Below are 17,793 nucleotides of genomic sequence, written 5' to 3'. Positions count from 1 at the left end.
GGTCCGGTCAGTTCGGCGGCGGCGTCGGGTCACCGCTGCCGGGAGGTCGGCGTCACGCCGTCGAGCAGTGCGGCGAGCCGCTCGGCCACCGGCGGGGCGTGCAGGTGCAGCCGGGCCACGTTGATGGTGTCGCTCCCGACCACGGCGAGCAGCGCCTGCGCGCTGACCGCGTAGACGCTCAGGTAGCCGAGCGCGTTGCGGACCGTGGACTGTTGAAAGTCGCCCTGCCCCAGCCGCAGGCCGACCTGACGACCCAGGCCGTACGTGGTCGCCGCGAGCGCCGCCAGGTCGCTCGGGTCGACGTCGGTCTGCATGTTGTGGGTGATCATCAGACCGTCCACCCCGCCCAGCACGCAGCCGTGCACCCCGGGGATCTCCAACCGCAGCTCGGCCAGCGCCTGACCGATCTGCGGGTACGGCAGCGTCGGGTTCCCCGCGAGCGACGGCGGGAGCGACCGGGGCGGTGGCATCCCCTCGGGCGGCCGGGCGGTGCGGCGGGGGAGAGCCGTCCCGGTGTTGTCCAGTCCGCTCACAACTCCAGGCTCTCCTCGATCGTGCGCAGCTGGTGACGGGCCATCGCCAGGTTGGCCCGGCTCTTGCTCACCATCAGGTAGAGGAAGAGCCCCTTGCCGGTGCGGCTGGTCACCGGCCGGATCAGGTGGTACTGGCCGCCGAGCGTGATGAGGATGTCCTCGATCTCGTCGTCGAGCTTCAGCATCTCGATGGTGCGCATCTTGGCGCGTACCACGTCGGTGTTGCCGGCGGCGGCGACGGTCAGGTCGATCTCCCCGGTGCCGCCGGCCACGCCGAGCGTCATGCCGCTGTTGTAGTCGACGAGCGCCACCCCGATCGCCCCATCGATGCTCATCGCACTCTTCAGTGCGATGTCAAGATTCGCCACAGTTCTTCTCCCCAGCTATGGCTGGCCGGCGCCACCGTCTCCGTCCCGAGGGTGACCCCGCGGTGACAGGTGGCGCGACGCAGTGAAAATGCTCCGACGAGGCTCGCATACGGGCGGTCCCGGCGCACACGGAGGTCGTCGCATCGACCTGAGCGGCCCAAGCTACTGGTCCCGCCAGTCCCGTAAGTGGGACGCTCCGACGGATGGTTGATCTCGGGTCCAGCTGATATGAAGTTCCCCAGGTCAAGCGGTTGCTCCGACGTCGCCGGCAGGCCGATCAGCCGAGGGCGGCCCGCCAGCATCCGGTGCCGCCGCCCGTCGCGTCGAGCGGTCGGCCGACCAGCCGGTCGAACTGCCCGCGGGCCAGCCGGAAGGCGAGCCGGTACGTCCGGCGGGGCACGGCAGACGCACCCGGTCCGGCGGGTTTCGCGGTTCCGGCCCGGCCGCTGACCAGCACGTCTACTGTGGAAGCCGCCACCGGTTCTGGTTGAACCGGTGGCGGTCGGGCGGTTCGCGGTGCACAGTGATCCCATGAGCGACAGCGGAAGTGGTGGGCACTACTACTGGTGCACCCGACACCACCGGGTCGAGACCGATGCCGACGTCTGCGCGGCGCGGCACGTGCTCGGGCCGTACGCCTCGGCATCCGACGCGGAGAACGCCCTGCAGCAGGTGCGGGAGCGTAACGACGCGTGGGACGCCGCGGACGCCCGTTGGGCCGGGGAGGACAGATAAGCGGCGCGGGACCGCCCGCGTCGAGGAACTCCGTGCCCCGCGAGGAGGCACGTGAGCGCATGTCCCCAAGGAGGGAACCCAGATGGCCGAAGCACAGAAGGCCACCACCCGCCCGGCCGCCAAACGTACGCCCGCGAAGAAGACCGCCACGGCCGGGCGGGCCGCGGGCGGGACCCGTGCCACGGCCGCGCGCCCTTCGGGGACGGCCGGCGCGGCGGCCCGGGGGTCGACCGTGACCAAGGCGTCCCCCAACGCCTCCGGCGCCGGGGCGGGCCGGGTGCCGGCGAAGGCGGCGGTCGCGAGGAAGGCCGCCACGACGAAGATCGTCACACGTAAGGCCCCGGCCTCGAAGACCGCCGCGAAGAAGGCCCCGGCCACCAGGACCACGGTGAAGAAGGCCCCGGCCGCCCGGAGCACGGCGAAGAAGACGACCGCCGCCGCAGGCACGGCGGCGAAGCGGACCACCACAGCCGCAGCCACCGCGACGAAGGCCGCGGCGAGGAAGACCACCGCGACGAAGGCCACCGCGACGACGAAGGCCACCGCGAAGAAGGCGCCGGCGGCGAAGAAGACGACCACGGCGGCGAAGAAGGCGACCACCGCGGCCAGGAAGGCCCCGGTGAAGAAGACCACCGCCGCGACGAAGATCGCCTCGACCCGGCCCACCGGCGGCGCCCGCAAGGCCGCCGCGAAGAAGGCCCCGGCGAAGAAGGCGACCGCCACCTCGTCGAGCACCACCCGCAAGGCGGCGGCGAAGAAGGCTCCGGCGAAGAAGACCACGGCGAAGAAGGCGACGGCCCGGACGGCGGCGCCCCGGACGGCGGCGGCCCGCGCGAGCGCGCCGCGCGGTACCCGGGCGACGGCCCGCAAGGCCACCGGCTGAGCATCGCCGCCCGCCGCTGACCGTCCGTCGCCGGCCCGCCACCCGCACCGGTACGCGGCCCGGGCGGCGGGTCCGCGAGGGTGCCGGGGAGCGGATCACCCGTGTCAGGATTGACCCCGTGGTGATCCGACGCGTACTGGCACCCCGCATCGACTTCGGCGCGCTGCGCCGCGAGCTGGGCTTGCCCGAGCAGTTCCCGCCCGTGGCGCAGCGCGAGGCCGAGGCGGCGGCAGCCGCGCCGCCCCGCGCCGCCGCCGACCGCACCGACATCCCGTTCGTCACCGTCGACCCGGCCACCTCGCGGGACCTCGACCAGGCGATGCACCTTGCCCGCCGTCCCGGCGGTGGCTTCCGGGTCCGGTACGCGATCGCGGACGTCGCCGCGCACGTGCGCCCCGGCGGCGCGCTGGAGGAGGAGACCTGGCGGCGGGGGCAGACCGTGTACCTGCCCGACGGCAACGTGCCCCTGCACCCGCACACCCTGAGCGAGGGCGCGGCCAGCCTGCTGCCGGGCCAGGACCGGGCGGCCGTGGTGTGGACCGTCGACCTCGACCCCGACGGCGGCACGGTCGCCGTCACGCTGGAACGCGCCCTGGTACGCAGCCGCGCCAAGCTGGACTACGCGGGCGTCCAGGCCGACGCCGACGCGGGGCGGCTGCCCGAGCCGATCGCCCTGCTGCCCGAGATCGGCGCCCTGCTCACCGCGCGCGGACTGCGCCGGGGCGCGGTGAACCTGCCGCTGCCGGAGCAGGACGTCGAGGCGGACGGCGACGGCTGGCGGCTGGTGCTGCGCGGGCCGGTGCCGATGGAGGACCACAACGCCCAGATCTCCCTGCTCACCGGGATGGCCGCCGCCGACCTCATGCTGGCCGGCGGGATCGGGCTGCTGCGCACCATGCCGGCGCCGAAGCCGGAGGCGGTGGCCCGGCTACGCACCGCAGCCGCCGCGCTCGGCGTCGACTGGCCGGCCGGTGTGGGCGTGGGCGAGGCGCTCGCGGGGCTGGACGCCTCGAAGCCCCGGGCGGCGGCGTTCGTCGACCAGGCGGCCGAGCTGATGCGCGGCGCCGCGTACACGGCGTTCGATGGCGTGCCGCCCGACCGGCCGGAGCACGGCGGGGTCGCCGCCGCGTACGCCCACGTCACCGCGCCGCTGCGCCGGCTGGCCGACCGGTACGCCACCGAGGTGTGCCTGGCCCTGCACGAAGGGCGGGCGGTGCCCGACTGGGCCCGGGCCGCGCTGCCGAAGCTGCCGGAGGCGATGGCCGCGACCGACCGGACCGCCGGTGCGGCCACCCGGGGCGCGGTCGAGCTGGCCGAGGCGGTGCTGCTGGAGCACCGGGTAGGCGAGACGTTCGACGCGGCGGTGCTCGACGTGGACACCCCGCCGAACGGCCAGCCGAAGCCGGGCCGGCAGCCCGGCGGCACGGTGGCCCTGGACTCCCCGCCGGTGCGGGCCCGCTGCACGGGCGAGCTGCCGCTGGGGGAGCGGGTCCGGGTCCGGCTGGTCACCGCCGACCCGGTCGCCCGGAAGGTCCTGTTCGCGCTGGCCTGAGCGCGCCACCGGCCGGTCCCAGCGCAGATTCTCACTGCGGTGGGCGCCCGCCGGGCGCCCACCGCAACCCGCGTACCGGTCAGAAGGTGTGCTCGGCGGCGGGGAACTCGCCGCCGCGTACCTCGTCGGCGAACCGGCGGGTGGCGTCGGTCAGCGCGCCGGCCAGGTCGGCGTAGCGCTTCACGAAGCGCGGGGCCCTCCCGGTGCGCAGGCCGGCCATGTCCTGCCAGACCAGCACCTGCGCGTCGGTGTCCGGGCCGGCCCCGATGCCGACGGTCGGGATCGGCAGCTCCGCGGTGATCCGCCCGGCCACCTCGCCCGGCACCATCTCCAGCACCACCGCGAACGCGCCCGCCTCGGTCACCGCCCGCGCGTCGGCGAGCACGTCGTCGGCCGAGTCGCCCCGCCCCTGCACCCGGTACCCGCCGAGGGTGTGCTCGCGCTGCGGGGTGAAGCCGATGTGCGCCATCACCGGGATGCCGGCGTCGACGATCGCGGCGATCTGCGCCGCGCAGCGCCGGCCGCCCTCCAGTTTCACCGCGTGGCAGCCACCCTCCTTCATGAACCGCACCGCGGTGCGCAGCGCCTGAGTCGGCCCCTCCTCGTACGAGCCGAACGGCAGGTCGCCGACGACCAGCGCCTGCCGGGTGGCCCGCACCACGGCGCGGACCAGCGGCAGCAGCTCGTCGACGGTCACCGGCAGCGTCGTCTCGTAGCCGAAGACGTTGTTCGCCGCCGAGTCGCCGACCAGCAGCGCCGGGATGCCGGCGGCGTCGAAGATCGACGCCGTGTACTGGTCGTACGAGGTCAGCATCGACCACCGCTCGCCGCGCTCCTTGGCGGCGAGCAGGTCGCGGGTGCGGACCCGCCGGGTGGCCGGGCCGCCGTACAGCGCCGTCACCTCGGTCGGGGTGGACTCCACCATGACTGTCTCCTTCCTCGAGGCCGCCTTCGCGGTCCCCGGGTTCCGCCGCGATCGTCGCACCGGGCGGGCGGCGGCGGGAGGAGACAGTGCAGGATTTCACTCCCCGGCGGCGGCGCGGGCCGGCCGCCGGGCGAACCCCCGCCGGGTCAGCCGTCCTCGCGCCAACGGTTGGTGATCGGCAGCCGGCGGTCCCGCCCGAACGCCTTCATCGAGATCTTCGTGCCGGGCGCCGACTGTCGGCGCTTGTACTCGGCGGTGTCCACCATCCGCAGCACCCGGTCGACGACCGCCGGGTCGTGGCCGGACTCGACGAGCCCGGCCCGGCCGAGGTCGCCGTCGACGTACCCGATCAGGATCGGGTCGAGAACGTCGTAGTCGGGCAGTGTGTCGCTGTCGAGCTGGCCGGGGCTCAGCTCGGCGCTCGGCGGCTTGCCGATCGAGTTCTCCGGGATCGGCGGCGTCTCGCCCCGGCGGGCGGCGTCCGCGTTGCGCCACTTCGCGAGCCGCCAGACCAGCGTCTTCCACACGTCCTTGATCGGGTTGAACCCGCCGACCGAGTCGCCGTACAGGGTGGAGTAGCCGACCGCCAGCTCGCTCTTGTTGCCGGTGGTGAGGACGAGGTGGCCCTCCTGGTTCGACAGCGCCATCAGCAGCACCCCGCGCACCCGGGCCTGGAGGTTCTCCACCGCCACCCCGGACAGCGACAGGTTCGCCAGGTAGGTGTCCACCATCGGTTGGATCGGCTGCACCCGGTAGTCCAGCCCGGTGCGCTTGGCCAGGTCCTCCGCGTCCTCACGGGAGTGTTCCGAGGAGTGCTGGCTGGGCATCGACACCCCGACCACCCGGTCCGGGCCGAGCGCGTCGACCGAGAGGGCCGCCACCACCGCCGAGTCGATGCCGCCGGAGAGCCCGAGCACCACCGACGGGAACCGGTTCTTGTCGACGTAGTCGCGCAGGCCCAGCACCAGCGCCTGCCACACCTCGGCCTCGTCGGCCGCCGGCTCGATGATCCCGCCGACCGCCACCCCGCCCGGGGCCGGCGGCAGCAGGTCGCTGACCCTGGTGCGCACGATCCGCATCCCGCCTCCCAGCTCCCCGGCGTCGCCGACCGGCTCCGGTGCCGCCGGCAGCTCGACGTCGTGCAGCAGCAGGTGCTCGACGAACTGCGGGGCGCGGGCCAGCAGCGTCCCGTCCGCGCCCACGATCATCGAGTCGCCCTCGAAGACCAGCTCGTCCTGCGCGCCGACCATGTTGACGTACGCCACGGTGGCACCCGCCTCGGCGGCCCGGCGGCGCACCAGCGGCAGCCGGATGTCGTCCTTGTTCAGCTCGTACGGCGAGCCGTTGATCGTGACCACCAGGCCCACGCCGGCCTGCCGGGCCACCGCGAACGGACCGCCGGCCTGCCACAGGTCCTCGCAGATGGTCAGCGCCACGTCCACCCCGCCGACCCGCACCACGGTCAGGGTGTCGCCGGGAACGAAGTAGCGGTCCTCGTCGAACACGCCGTAGTTGGGCAGGTGGTGCTTGAAGTAGGTGGCCACCACCTCGCCACGGTGCAGCACGGCGGCGGCGTTGCGGGCCCCGTGGCCCGGCTGGGCGTCGGCGCTGACCTGCGGCGGGCCGTCGGCGTCCAGGTAGCCGACCACCACCGGCAGCTCGCCGAGGCCGTCGGCGGCCAGGTCGGCGGCGAGGCGGCGCAGCGCGGCCTGGGACGCGGCGACGAAGGACCGACGGAAGACCAGGTCCTCGACCGGGTACCCGGTCAGCGTCATCTCCGGGAACAGGACGAGCTGGGCGCCGGCGTCGGCGGCCCGCCGGGTCCACCGGCGGACCAGGCCGGCATTGTCGTCGAGGTCGCCGACGCTCGGATTGACCTGGGACAGGGCGAGACGCAGGGTGGGCATGCCCTCATCTTGCCTCAGCCGGACGGGCCCGACACGGCGGGCGGCGGCTACCGGCCAGGGCGTCCGGGGGCCCGGCCGTAGGCCCGTGGGAACAGGTCCGCCGGCCCGCTCGCCAGGTGGCGGGACACGACAGGACGCGGCCCGGAAAGGTCGCGTAACGTCTGCGTAAAGGACCCGGTGGAGACTGGGCGGTAAGCCCGGCCGGTGATGGGCAACAGTGTCGCGAGGGGTGGAAGTGGACCGTCAGCAGGAGTTCGTCCTCCGTACGCTGGAAGAGCGGGACATCCGGTTCGTCCGGCTGTGGTTCACCGACGTGCTGGGCACCCTCAAGAGCGTCTCGGTCGCGCCCGCCGAGCTGGAGGCGGCCTTCGAGGAGGGCATCGGGTTCGACGGCTCGGCGATCGAGGGCTTCGCCCGGGTCTTCGAGTCCGACATGGTGGCCATGCCCGACCCGACCACCTTCCAGGTGTTCCCCTTCGAGGGCGGGGCGAGCGGCGAGAGCGCCCGGATGTTCTGCGACATCCTGCTCCCCGACGGCGGCCCGTCCTGGGCCGACCCCCGGCACGTGCTGCGCCGGATGCTGTCCAAGGCCGCCGAGAAGGGCTTCACCTTCTACACCCACCCCGAGATCGAGTTCTTCCTGCTGGAGAACGGCCCGCAGGACGGCTCGGTGCCCGTCCCGGTCGACACCGGCGGCTACTTCGAGCACACCACCCACGCGGTGGCCCGGGACTTCCGCCGCCAGGGCGTGCTGGCCCTGGAGCGGATCGGCATCTCCGTGGAGTACAGCCACCACGAGGTCGCCCCCGGCCAGCAGGAGATCGACCTGCGCTACGCCGACGCGCTGACCACCGCCGACAACATCATGACCTTCCGGCACGTGGTCAAGGAGGTCGCGCTCTCCACCGGCGTGCAGGCCAGCTTCATGCCGAAGCCGTTCACCGACCAGCCCGGCAGCGGCATGCACACCCACCTGTCGCTGTTCGAGGGGGAGCGCAACGCGTTCCACGACAGCGCCGACCCGATGAAGCTGTCCAAGGTGGCGAAGTCGTTCATCGCCGGGCTGCTCACGCACGCCCGGGAGTACACGGCCGTCACCAACCAGTGGGTCAACTCGTACAAGCGGCTGTTCCCGCAGGCGTTGCCGGACCGGATCACCGAGAGCCCCGCGTACGTCTGCTGGGGTCACCTGAACCGGTCCGCGCTGGTCCGCGTCCCCGCGTACGGCAAGCCGAACTCGGCCCGGATCGAGGTCCGCTCGCTGGACTCGGCCACCAACCCCTACCTGGCCTTCGCGGTGCTCCTCGGCGCCGGCCTCAAGGGCATCGAGGAGGGCTACGAGTTGCCCCCGGGCGCCGAGGACGACGTCTGGTCGCTGAGCAGCGCCGAGCGCCGCGCCATGGGGTACGAGGCGCTGCCGGAGAACCTGTCCGAGGCGATCGACGTGATGGCCGGCTCCGAGCTGGTCGCCGAGGTGCTCGGCGAGCACGTCTTCGACTTCTTCCTGCGCAACAAGCGGTCCGAGTGGGAGCAGTACCGCCGCGAGGTCACCCCCTACGAGCGGCAGCGCTACCTGTCGCTGTAGGGCCCACCGCCGGCGCGGGCTGCCGGGGGGTTGCGGCGGGCCGCTATCGTCTCGATCACCGCGCCGGCACCCCCGCCGGGCGGTAGGTGGTCGGGAGGCAGTCGGTGCTGGAGGACCTGCTCAGCGGAGCCTGGCAGAGCGTCGTGTTCGGGGTCGTCGGGGTGGGTCTGATGGCGGCCGGCTTCGGCCTGGTCGATCTGCTCACCCCGGGGAAGCTGCGCGAGCTGATCTGGGTGCGGCGCAACACCAACGCCGGGCTGCTGCTCGCCGCGAACCAGCTCGGCATCGCCGGGATCGTGTTCACCGCCATCCTCACCAGCTACAGCGACTTCGCCAAGGGGCTGGCCTCCACGGTGATCTTCGGGCTGATCGGCCTGCTGGTCATGGCGCTGGCCTTCTTCGTGCTGGACCTGCTCACCCCGGGCCGGCTCGGCGAGGTCATCTGCTCCGACGAGCCGCACCCGGCGGCCTGGATCAGCGCCGCCACCCACTTCGGGGCCGCGCTGATCGTCTGCGCCTGCATCGCCTGACGCGGCCCGGCTCTCGCCCCGCCCCGCCTGACCCGGCCTCGTCGCACCCGGCGGCTAACCTGCGGGCGTGAACCGGACGGACCGCCTCTACGCCCTGGTCGAGGAGCTGCGGGCAGTGTCGCCCCGGCCGCGCAGCGCCAACTGGCTCGCCCACCGCTTCGAGGTCAGCTCGCGCACCATCGAGCGCGACATCGGCGCGTTGCAGCAGGCCGGGGTGCCGATCTGGGCGGAGACCGGCCGCACCGGCGGCTACGTCGTCGACCGCGCGCACACCCTGCCGCCGGTCAACCTCACCGCCGCCGAGGCGGTGGCGATGGCCGTGGCGCTGCACCGCCTCGGCGGCGGCCCGTTCACCGAGGCGGGAGCCACGGCCCTGCGCAAGCTGCTCGCGGTGATGCCGCCCGCCGACGCCGCCGAGGCCCGGCGGCTCGCCGGCCGGGTGCACCTCATCGGCGGTGGGCCCGCCGCGCCCGTCCCGGCCGCCGTCGCCGGCGCGGTCACCGCCCGCCGGGTGCTGCGCCTCGGGTACGCCGACCGGGCCGGGGCCGTCACCGAGCGGGTCGTGGAGCCGCTGGGCTTCCTCGGCAACCCCTGGCACTGGTATCTGCTGGCCTGGTGCCGGCTGCGCGACGGCCTGCGCGCGTTCCGGGTGGACCGGATCGGCTCGGTGACCGCGCTGCCGGAGCCGGTCACCCGGGAGCTGCGCCCCGGCGAGCTGGACATCCCACAGCACATCGTCCGCCAGCTCACCCTGGCCTGAACCCGCGATGGCCGGGTCCGGACCCGCGACCGCCGGGCGGCGGGGGACCGGCGGCGGGGCGGGGCACCGCTGGACGGGCCTGTCGATCCCGGCTGACCGCCGGGAAACACCGACAGGACGGTGTCGCGGGACGGGGCGAGGCTGATCCCGACGGCGCCGGTCGACCGGCTGGCGCGGCGCACGGGAGGCAGACATGACCACGACCAACGCGATCACCTGGTTCGAGATCGGCACCGACCGGCCCGAGGAGGCGGAGCGCTTCTACGGGGAGCTGTTCGGCTGGGCGTTCGAGGAGCAGGGGGCGCCGGGCCGGTCGTACCGGGTGACCGACGGCCGGGACGGGGGGATCGGCGGGGCGATCCGCGCCTCCGACGGCAGCACGCCGAACTACGCGATCTTCTACGCCCAGGTCGCCGACGTGGCGGACGCCTGCCGGCGGGCCGAGACGGCCGGTGGCAGGGTGCTGGTGCCGCCGCGCGGCGCGCCGAGCGGGCTGACCTTCGCCCACCTGACCGACCCGGCGGGGAACCACTTCGGGGTGTTCACGCCGCCCGCCCCGTAACCGTCCCTGTCCGGGCGGACAGGGACGGGATCCGAGACGTCGGGACCCCGCCCCTGCCGGCGCACCGGTGCGCGGCCCCACCCCGACAGGGGCGGGGCCGCGCGGGCGTCACTTGCCCTCGGAGTCGCCCTTGCCCTCGGAGTCGCCCTTGGCCTGGTCGCCCTTGCCCTGGTCGCCCTTGCCCGGGCCGCCGTGGCCGTGACCCCGGTCGCCCCCGCCGGGGAACACGCCCGCCTCGGCGGCCTTGGTGATGGCGTCGGCCTGCTCCTGGGTCAGCTTGCCGTCCTTGACGGCCTGGTCCAGCCGCTCCTTCAGTGCGGCCTGCCGGTCGGCGGCGTCGGGACGCTCGCCGCGCTCCGGCCGGTCGGCCTTGTTCTGCTCGCGCACCTTGTCCAGGGCCGCGGTCACCTTGTCCTTGGAGACCCCCAGCTCCTTGGCGAGCGCTTCGGCGAACTCGGACTGCCGGTCGGCCCGCTGCTGCTGCCGGTCGGTGCCCTCGCTGCTGCTCGCGCTCGGGGTCGAGCTGTCCTCGGCGAACGCGACGGCCGGCGCCGCGATCCCCACGGTGAGTACGCCTGCCGCCGCGAGGCCGGCCAGCAACTGCTTCTTGGAAATCGTGCGGGACATTCGTTCTCCACTTCGTTGCTCGGGTGCGATGACATCACCGACAGTGACGGGGTGAGCTGGGTAAGGGCCGTGGCGACCCTGTCAGCGAGCTGATAATCCGGTTTCGAATCGGGGACAAACCGGTTGCCACGGGACGGTCCGGGATACAGGGTTGGGGCCGGTCGAGCAGAGGAGCGGGCACCCATGACCACCCCCACCATTCGAGAGACCGTCCTGCCGGACCCGGGCTGCGGGCCGTACGGGATCACCGCCGGGCCGGACGGCGCGCTGTGGCTGACGCTGGCCCGCACCGGCGGGATCGCCCGGGTGACCGCCGACGGCGCGGTGCGGGCCCACCCCGGCGACCCGGCGAGCCGCCCGCTGGTCATCGCGGCCGGCCGGGACGGCGCGCTCTGGTTCACCCGCTCCGGGGACGACCGGATCGGCCGGATCACCACCGACGGGACGGCGACGTCGGTCGCGCTGCCGGCCGGCAGCGCGCCGTGCGGCATCGCCGCCGGCCCCGATGGTGCCCTCTGGTACGCGGGGATGAGCAACGACACCGTGGGCCGGGTCGGCACCGACGGGACGGTCACCGCGTACCCGCTGCCCGTCAGCGGCGGATTCCCGTCGATGATCACGGCGGGGCCGGACGACGCCCTGTGGTTCACCCTCAACCAGGCGAACGCCGTCGGCCGGATCGCGCTGGACGGCGCGGTGCGACTGCACCCGCTGCCCACCGACGCCGCCGGGCCGGTCGGCATCACGCTGGGCGCCGACGGGGCCCTCTGGTTCGTCGAGATCGCCGCCGGTCAGCTCGGCCGGATCACCCCGGACGGCCGGATCGAGGAGTACCCGCTGCCGGACCGGGCCGCCCGGCCGCACGCGATCGTCGCGGACCCGGCCGGCGGCTGCTGGTTCACCGAGTGGGCGGCGAACCGCATCGGCCACGTCACCCCCGACGGCCGCGTCGACGCGTACGACCTGCCCACCCCGGACTCGGAGCCCCACGGTCTCGCGGTCCTGCCCGACGGCACGGTCCACGCCGCCCTGGAACGCGGCGCGGTCGCCCACCTGACCCCCTGAGGGGTCAGCGGACGGCCGGCGCGACCGTGAGGGTGCCGGCGTCGGCGTCGAGGGTGGCCGGGACGCCCACGCCGACCGTGAGCTGGCCCTGGCCGTGGCCGATCGGGAGGCCGCCGAGGACCGGGACGCCGAGGTCGCCGAGGCGCTCGGTCAGCACGTCGGCGACGCTGGTGTCCCACTCGTCCGCGCAGCCGGTGAACTGCCCGACGGCCACCCCGGCCAGGCCGTCCAAGGCGCCGGCCCGGCGCAGCTGGGTCAGCATCCGGTCCACCTTGTACGGGGGTTCCTGCACGTCCTCGACCAGCAGCACCGCCCCGGTCAGGTCCGGCATGTCCGGGGTGCCCAGCGTGGCGACGAGCAGGCAGAGGTTGCCGCCGAGCAGCGTCCCGGTGGCGCGGCCGGCGACCCGTACGCCGAACGTCTCCTCCCCGGCCACGGCGGCGACGGTGACCGGCTCGGTGGTCATCAGCGCGGCGTGCAGCGACTCGGCCGAGCGCAGCGGGGTGCGCTCGTCCAGCCAGGCCGCCCCGGGGCCGTGCACGCCGGCCAGCCGGGCGCCGCGCCAGAGGGCGAGCTGCAACGCGGTGATGTCGGAGAAGCCCGCCACCACCTTCGGGTCCCGGCGCACCGCCGCCATGTCGACGGCGTCCACCACCCGCTGCGCGCCGTAGCCGCCCCGGGTGCAGATCACCCCGCGCACCGACGGGTCGGCGAACGCCGTGTTCAGGTCGGCGGCGCGCAGCTCGTCCGACCCGGCCAGGTACCCCTGCCGGGCGTACGCGTTCGGCGCGAGCACCGGGCGCAGCCCCCAGCCGGTGAGCAGCTCGAGGCCCCGGGCCACCCGCTCCGGCCGGATCGGCCCGGACGGGGACACCAGCATCACCGTGTCCCCGGGGCGCAGGACCGGTGGGCGCAGGACGGCGTCGTCGGTGATCACAGCCGCAGAGCCTAGCCGCCGGCCGGGGACCCGGGCCGGCCCGTCGACGCCCGGCCGCTGTCGCCTCGGGGAGCATCGCGCCGAGGCGTTCCGGGCCGCGGCCGGCGTACCCGATAGCCTCGACGGCGTGGCAACCGCGCTGGTGATCGAGAACGACCCGACCGACGACGTCCGCCGCCTGGGCGAATGGCTGGTGGAAGGAGGCCTGGAGCTGCGGGTGCTGCGCCCGCACGCCGGGGACGAACTGCCCGCAGACCTCGACGGGTACGTGGCCCTGGTGGTGCTCGGCGGCGAGCAGAAGCCGTACCCGCTGCCCGACGGCACCCTCGGGGCCCCCTGGTTCCCCAAGCTGGAGGGGCTGCTGCGCAAGGCGGTCCGGCACCGGGTGCCCACCCTCGGCATCTGCCTCGGGGCGCAACTGCTGGCCACGTCGCACGCCGGCGTCGTCGAGCTGAGCCCGTCCGGGCCCGAGGTCGGCCCCACCGTGGTCGGCCGTCGGGACGCCGCCGAGACCGACCTGCTGTTCCGGTACGTGCCGCTGATCCCCGACGTGTTCCAGTGGCACGCCGACGAGATCACCGAGCTGCCGCACGGGGCGACCCTGCTGGCCGCCTCCACCCGCTACCCGCACCAGGCGTTCCGGCTCGGCGACCGGGCCTGGGGGCTCCAGTTCCACATCGAGCCCGACACCGCGATGATCGCCGACTGGGCCACCGACTCCGCCCTGCTCGACCAGCTGGGCTACGACCCGGAACTGGTGGTGGCCGCCTGCGACCGGGTGATGGCCGACATCGAGGAGGTGTGGCAGCCGTTCGCCATCCGGTTCGCCGCCCTCGCCCTCGGTGAGCTCAGCGGCGACGGCGCCCGCCGCAACCTGCCCCTGCTCGGGCACTGACCCGTGATCAGCAGACCGGCCCGGGGCCGGTTGGCCCGTTACGGCTTCGGCACCGCCGACGGCGGCTCCCGGGCCGCCGACCTGCTCGGCCCGGCCGGGCTCGGCCTGTGGCGGCCGGAGGAACAGGAGCCGGTCGACGAGCGGGCCGCCGAGCTGCTGGCCGCGCTGTCCCGGGCCGCCGACCCGGACCTGGCCCTGCGCCAGCTGCACCGCCTCGCCGAGGCCGAGAGCCGCGCGGCCGGCAGCACCAGCGGCGGGCCGACGGGTGCGCGCCGGTCCACGGGTGTCACCGGAGGAGGCGGCGGGCCGACGGACCCCGCGCGCCGGGCCACCGGCGAGCCCGCCGACTCGGCGCTGCTGGACGCCCTGCACGTCGACCCGGGGCTGCGCCGGCGGCTCATCGCCGTGCTCGGCGCGTCGTCGGCGCTCGGCGACCACCTGGTGGCCAACGCCGGCCAGTGGCCGGTGCTCGCCACCGACCCCGACGGGCTCGCCCCCGCCGCCGAGGGCCGGCTGGACCTGACGGCCGCGGCCCGGGTCACCGCGTCCACCCAGCCGATCGCGGTGCTGCGCCAGGCGTACCGGCTGGCCCTGCTGCGGATCGCGGCGGCCGACCTGACCGGCGGGCGCGCCCTGGAACAGACCATGGCCGCGCTCTCCGCGCTGGCCGACGCCACCCTCGGCGCGGCCTACGACATCGCGGTGGGCGAGCTGCCCGAGGGCACGCCACGGCCCCGCCTCGGCGTGGTGGCGATGGGCAAGTGCGGCGGCGGCGAGCTGAACTACGTCTCCGACGTCGACGTGATCTTCCTCTGCGCCGAGGACGACGAGCTGCCGGCGGCCACCACGGTCGCCACCCGGCTGATCCACATCTGCGGCCTGGTCGCCTGGCCGGTCGACGCCGCGCTGCGCCCCGAGGGCAGCCGGGGCCCGCTGGTCCGCACCCTGGCCAGCCACCTGGCGTACTACCGGCGCTGGGCGCGCACCTGGGAGTTCCAGGCGCTGTTGAAGGCCCGCCCGGCGGCCGGCGACCTGGCGCTGTCCCAGGAGTGGATCGACCAGCTCGCCCCGCTGGTCTGGCGGGCCGCCGAGCGGCCGGAGGCCGTCGAGGACGTCCGCTCGATGCGCCGCAGGATCATCGACAACATCCCGCCGAAGGAGCTGGACCGCGAGATCAAGCGCGGGCCGGGCGGGCTGCGCGACATCGAGTTCGCCGTCCAGTTGCTGCAACTGGTGCACGGTCGGGGCGACGAGGCGCTGCGGGCACCCGGCACCATCCCCGCCCTGCGCGCCCTGGTGGCCGGCGGCTACGTCGGCCGGGCCGACGGCGAGGCGCTGCTGCGCGGGTACCGCTTCCTGCGCGGCGTCGAGCACCGCCTCCAGCTCCAGGGCCTGCGCCGCACCCACACCGTGCCGGCCGACCCGGCCGGGCTGCGCTGGCTCGCCGCCGCGCTCGGCTACGCGGCCACCCCGGGCCGCAGCGCCGTCGAGGAGTTCCGCGCCGAGTGGGTCACCCACGCCACCGAGGTACGCCGGCTGCACGCCAAGCTGCTGTACCGGCCGCTGCTGGAGTCGGTGGCCCGGGTCCCCGCCGACGGGCTGCGGCTCACCCCGGAGGCGGCCCGGCACCGGCTGGAGATCCTCGGCTTCGCCGACCCGGCCGGGGCGCTGCGCCACCTCCAGGCCCTCACCGGCGGGGTGAGCCGCACCGCCGCCATCCAGCGCACCCTGCTGCCGGTGCTGCTCAGCGAGTTCGCCGACGCGCCCGAGCCGGACCGGGGGCTGCTCAACTACCGGAAGGTCTCCGACAAGCTGGGCGGCACCCCCTGGTACCTGCGGCTGCTGCGCGACTCCGGCCCGGTGGCCCGCCGGCTGGCCCGGGTGCTCTCCTCCTCCCGGTACGCGGCCGACCTGCTGGCCCGGGAACCGGAGGCGCTGCGGCTGCTGGCCGAGGAGAACGAGCTGACCCCGCGCCCCCGCGAGGTGCTCTGCGAGGGCTTCTCCGCCGCCGCGGCCCGGCACGCCGACCCGGTCGAGGCGACCCGGGCGGTCCGCGCGCTGCGCCGCCGGGAACTGGTCCGGATCGCCTGTGCCGACGTGCTCAGCCGCGCCGGGTCGCTCGCCCCCACCCCGACCCGCCCCGACCCGACCGGGCGGGCCGCGCTCGGCCTCGCCGACATCACCACCGTCGGCACCGCGCTGGCCGGCGTCACCGACGCCACCCTCGCCGCCGCGCTGCGCGCCGCCCGGGCCGCCCGGCCGGCCCCACCCGGGCTGCGGTTCGCGGTGATCGGCGTGGGCCGGCTCGGCGGGTACGAGTCGAACTACCTCTCCGACGCCGACGTGCTGTTCGTCTACGACCAGCCGTCCGGGGCGGAGGAGGGCACGGCCAGCGCCGCCGCCCACGCCATCGCCGAGGAACTGCGCCGGCTGCTGTCCGCCCCGGCCCCCGACCCGCCGCTCGGGGTGGACGCCGACCTGCGCCCGGAGGGCCGGCAGGGCCCGCTGGTACGCAGCCTCGCCGCGTACGCCCAGTACTACGCCCGCTGGTCGGAGGTGTGGGAGGCGCAGGCGCTGCTGCGCGCCCGGTTCGTCTGCGGCGACGCCGACCTGGGCGCCGAGTTCGAGACGATGGTCGACCCGGTGCGCTACCCGGCCGACGGGCTGACCCGGGAACAGATCGTCGAGATTCGCCGGATCAAGGCCCGGGTGGAGACCGAACGGCTGCCCCGGGGCGCCGACCCGGCAACCCACACGAAGCTGGGCCGGGGCGGCCTCGCCGACGCCGAGTGGGCGGTGCAGCTCCTCCAGCTCCGGCACGCCGGTCGGCTACCGGCGCTGCGCGGCACGCGTACCCTCGACGCGCTCGCGGCGGCGGCCGAAGCCGGCCTGGTCGCCCCGGAGGACGCCGGCGAGATGGCGGCCGGCTGGACCCTGGCCGCGCAGGTCCGCAACGCGCTGATGCTGGTCCGCGGCCGGGACGGCGACCAGTTGCCCCGGCACGGCGTGGAGCTGGCCGGGGTGGTCCGGCTGCTCGGCCGGGACGACCCGGGCGAGTTCCTCGACGAGTACCTGCGCACCGGCCGCCGCTCCCGCGCGGCGATGGAACGCGTCCTCGCCGCCGGGGCCTGAGCCCCGGCGCCGAGGACGGTTGTCACCCGTCGATCCGAATACGACCCGAGGTGGATATGAAAATCGACGGACCATTCAATTGTCGTGAACTGAATTCCTGAGTTCCCTGCCGAAGTCCGCGCGCCGGCAAACGATTTTCGCCCTGACGATTTCTTCCGTCAGCACCAGATCTGCGCGTAGCTAATCGAGTCGTTCCACTGCAAGCCCCAGAAGGTCCCGAGGTTGGAAACCTCGGTGTGCGCGCCGACGGTGATGGGCGTGTCGGAGCGGTCGCCGTTCTTGTAGAGCTTGTAGGCGCAGTTGCCCCGGTTGCGTACCGAGGTGACCGCGTTGTCGGCGTTGCTGTTGACCAGGCTGGCGCTGCCGTTGAGCACGTCCAGGATGTTCCCGAAGCCGGCGTCCTTGTACAGGCAGAGGGCGCCGGTGGAGGGGCAGCTCAGGGCCATCGCGTCCGTCGTGGACGGCCCTGCCGCCTGGGCCGGCGCACCGGCGAGGACGGCGGTGCCGACGAGGGCGAGGCCCGCGAGCTTGGTCCCGATGTGTCGCATGGTGTTTCCTCCCGTTGGTGGCGGCGGGGGGTACGGCCGCGGCGCGGTTCGTGACCGGCCGGCGGGCAGCCTTCGATCGACATTGTCGACTGACGATGTCGAGAAATTTAGGCATGCCGCATCCGGGTGAGTGGGACACGATTCCCACGATCACCCAACAAGCGTTTTATCCAGTAGCCCCCGTGCGCCTGCTGTTGTGTCATCAACCTACGTGAGGGCAATTTTGGCGTCAAGACCTTTCGATGCAAT

The 17,793-nt window shown here is 74.5% G+C and carries 18 protein-coding genes; 10 read left to right on the top strand and 8 right to left on the bottom strand.

The genetic code is table 11. The features are described from left to right. Positions 1 to 29 precede the first annotated feature (29 nt). The 3 genes from ACH4T9_RS12020 to ACH4T9_RS12010 all read right to left on the bottom strand — a co-directional run bounded on the left by ACH4T9_RS12020 (position 30) and on the right by ACH4T9_RS12010 (position 1,301). A complete protein-coding gene (locus ACH4T9_RS12020) occupies positions 30 to 533 on the bottom strand; it encodes a roadblock/LC7 domain-containing protein (RefSeq protein WP_396671074.1) in 504 nt (167 codons plus the stop codon). Then, positions 530 to 868 carry a hypothetical protein gene (locus ACH4T9_RS12015; protein ID WP_396671073.1) on the bottom strand — a complete coding sequence of 113 codons (339 nt, stop codon included), beginning with the start codon at positions 866 to 868 and terminating at the stop codon, positions 530 to 532. Before ACH4T9_RS12015 ends, ACH4T9_RS12020 begins: the two co-directional genes overlap by 4 nt. A 310-nt stretch (positions 869 to 1,178) precedes the next feature. After that, a complete protein-coding gene (locus ACH4T9_RS12010; RefSeq protein ID WP_396671072.1) occupies positions 1,179 to 1,301 on the bottom strand; it encodes a hypothetical protein in 123 nt (40 codons plus the stop codon). 131 nt (positions 1,302 to 1,432) lie between these two features. Here ACH4T9_RS12010 and ACH4T9_RS12005 point away from each other — a divergent pair, with 131 nt between their 5' ends. From ACH4T9_RS12005 to ACH4T9_RS11995, 3 genes are all read left to right on the top strand, one after another. After that, positions 1,433 to 1,636 carry a hypothetical protein gene (locus ACH4T9_RS12005; protein WP_387025640.1) on the top strand — a complete coding sequence of 68 codons (204 nt, stop codon included), beginning with the start codon at positions 1,433 to 1,435 and terminating at the stop codon, positions 1,634 to 1,636. Between the two features lie 82 nt (positions 1,637 to 1,718). Continuing rightward, positions 1,719 to 2,519, top strand: a complete 801-nt coding sequence (locus ACH4T9_RS12000) for a histone (protein WP_396671071.1) — start codon at positions 1,719 to 1,721, stop codon at positions 2,517 to 2,519. Between the two features lie 118 nt (positions 2,520 to 2,637). Beyond that, complete coding sequence (locus ACH4T9_RS11995; RefSeq protein WP_396671070.1) at positions 2,638 to 4,071, top strand: RNB domain-containing ribonuclease; 1,434 nt, start codon at positions 2,638 to 2,640, stop codon at positions 4,069 to 4,071. A 79-nt stretch (positions 4,072 to 4,150) separates the two neighbouring features. Here the strand turns inward: ACH4T9_RS11995 and panB are convergent, their stop codons facing one another. Together panB and ACH4T9_RS11985 are read right to left on the bottom strand one after the other, a co-directional pair. Beyond that, complete coding sequence (gene panB / locus ACH4T9_RS11990) at positions 4,151 to 4,996, bottom strand: 3-methyl-2-oxobutanoate hydroxymethyltransferase (RefSeq protein WP_396671069.1); 846 nt, start codon at positions 4,994 to 4,996, stop codon at positions 4,151 to 4,153. 146 nt (positions 4,997 to 5,142) lie between these two features. Then, entirely contained in the window at positions 5,143 to 6,903 is a 1,761-nt protein-coding gene (locus ACH4T9_RS11985) for an NAD+ synthase (RefSeq protein ID WP_396671068.1), read from the bottom strand. A gap of 235 nt (positions 6,904 to 7,138) precedes the next feature. Between ACH4T9_RS11985 and glnA the strand changes: the two genes are divergently transcribed. From glnA to ACH4T9_RS11965, 4 genes are all read left to right on the top strand, one after another. Further along, positions 7,139 to 8,488: a type I glutamate--ammonia ligase gene (glnA, locus tag ACH4T9_RS11980; protein ID WP_396671067.1), complete on the top strand. Its 1,350-nt coding sequence runs from the start codon at positions 7,139 to 7,141 to the stop codon at positions 8,486 to 8,488. A 104-nt stretch (positions 8,489 to 8,592) separates the two neighbouring features. Then, a complete protein-coding gene (locus tag ACH4T9_RS11975) occupies positions 8,593 to 9,018 on the top strand; it encodes a DUF350 domain-containing protein (RefSeq protein WP_396671066.1) in 426 nt (141 codons plus the stop codon). A gap of 67 nt (positions 9,019 to 9,085) precedes the next feature. Continuing rightward, a complete protein-coding gene (locus ACH4T9_RS11970; RefSeq protein WP_396671065.1) occupies positions 9,086 to 9,778 on the top strand; it encodes a helix-turn-helix transcriptional regulator in 693 nt (230 codons plus the stop codon). Between the two features lie 193 nt (positions 9,779 to 9,971). After that, entirely contained in the window at positions 9,972 to 10,340 is a 369-nt protein-coding gene (locus ACH4T9_RS11965; protein ID WP_396671064.1) for a VOC family protein, read from the top strand. Between the two features lie 108 nt (positions 10,341 to 10,448). Here ACH4T9_RS11965 and ACH4T9_RS11960 read toward each other — a convergent pair whose 3' ends face one another. Next, the gene (locus tag ACH4T9_RS11960) at positions 10,449 to 10,967 is read right to left on the bottom strand and encodes a hypothetical protein (RefSeq protein WP_396671063.1); all 519 of its coding nucleotides are present in this window, start codon (positions 10,965 to 10,967) and stop codon (positions 10,449 to 10,451) included. Positions 10,968 to 11,150: 183 nt separating this feature from the next. Between ACH4T9_RS11960 and ACH4T9_RS11955 the strand changes: the two genes are divergently transcribed. Then, the gene (locus ACH4T9_RS11955; protein ID WP_396671062.1) at positions 11,151 to 12,032 is read left to right on the top strand and encodes a virginiamycin B lyase; all 882 of its coding nucleotides are present in this window, start codon (positions 11,151 to 11,153) and stop codon (positions 12,030 to 12,032) included. Positions 12,033 to 12,036: 4 nt separating this feature from the next. Here the strand turns inward: ACH4T9_RS11955 and ACH4T9_RS11950 are convergent, their stop codons facing one another. After that, a complete protein-coding gene (locus ACH4T9_RS11950; RefSeq protein WP_396671061.1) occupies positions 12,037 to 12,969 on the bottom strand; it encodes an LD-carboxypeptidase in 933 nt (310 codons plus the stop codon). Positions 12,970 to 13,096: 127 nt separating this feature from the next. On the opposite strand from ACH4T9_RS11950, the gene ACH4T9_RS11945 reads away from it, so the two are divergent. Both ACH4T9_RS11945 and ACH4T9_RS11940 read left to right on the top strand, forming a co-directional pair. After that, positions 13,097 to 13,864 carry a type 1 glutamine amidotransferase gene (locus ACH4T9_RS11945; RefSeq protein ID WP_396671060.1) on the top strand — a complete coding sequence of 256 codons (768 nt, stop codon included), beginning with the start codon at positions 13,097 to 13,099 and terminating at the stop codon, positions 13,862 to 13,864. 6 nt (positions 13,865 to 13,870) lie between these two features. Beyond that, positions 13,871 to 16,996, top strand: a complete 3,126-nt coding sequence (locus ACH4T9_RS11940; RefSeq protein WP_396671468.1) for a bifunctional [glutamine synthetase] adenylyltransferase/[glutamine synthetase]-adenylyl-L-tyrosine phosphorylase — start codon at positions 13,871 to 13,873, stop codon at positions 16,994 to 16,996. A 158-nt stretch (positions 16,997 to 17,154) separates the two neighbouring features. Here ACH4T9_RS11940 and ACH4T9_RS11935 read toward each other — a convergent pair whose 3' ends face one another. After that, positions 17,155 to 17,544: a peptidase inhibitor family I36 protein gene (locus tag ACH4T9_RS11935; RefSeq protein ID WP_396671059.1), complete on the bottom strand. Its 390-nt coding sequence runs from the start codon at positions 17,542 to 17,544 to the stop codon at positions 17,155 to 17,157. Positions 17,545 to 17,793 lie beyond the last annotated feature (249 nt).

It is taken from the genome of Micromonospora sp. NPDC020750 (genome assembly GCF_044334565.1).
GTDB lineage: Bacteria > Actinomycetota > Actinomycetes > Mycobacteriales > Micromonosporaceae > Micromonospora.
This window is presented reverse-complemented; position numbering and strand designations above follow the sequence as displayed.